The 620-nt window shown below is 69.5% G+C and carries 1 protein-coding gene; it reads left to right on the top strand.

Annotation, left to right across the window (positions count from 1 at the left end):
• Positions 1-620, top strand: a 620-nt coding sequence (locus AC1D12_RS34850; protein WP_477845605.1) for an ABC transporter permease, incomplete at both ends; no start/stop codon positions are given.

Here is a 620-nt window from a genome sequence, read left to right on the forward strand (position 1 = left end):
CCGAGCAGGACCGCGCCGAGATCCGCGCCAGCTTCGGCCTCGACAAGCCGCTGTGGCAGCAGTACGGCATCTTCATGTCGCATGCGCTGCGGCTCGATTTCGGCAAGAGCTTCCTGACCGGGCAGTCGGCGATGGGCCTGATCCTGGAGCGCATGCCGGCCACGCTGGAGCTCGCGCTGGTGTCGATGGGCCTGTCGGTGCTGGTGGGCATTCCGCTCGGCATCTGGGCAGGCCTGCGGCCGCAGGCGCTGAGTGCGCGCGGCATCATGGCCGGCTCGGTGCTCGGCTTCTCRCTGCCCAATTTCTGGGTCGGGCTGATGCTGATTATGGTGTTCGCGGTGCAGCTCGGCTGGCTGCCGGCGAGCGGGCGCGGCGCCACGGTGCACCTCGGGCCGCTCGATCTCAGCGTGCTGACGCTCGACGGCTGGTCGCGCCTGCTGCTGCCGGCCGTGACGATCGCGCTCGCGAAGAGCGCGCTGATCATCCGCGTGACGCGCGCCGCCACGCGCGAGGCGCTGCCGATGGACTACATCAAGTTCGCGCGCGCCAAGGGCGTCGGCTGGAGCCGCATCCTGCGGGTGCACCTGCTGAAGAACATCATGGTGCCGATCGTCACGGTG

This window comes from Rhizobacter sp. P1_G5, from assembly GCF_056405435.1.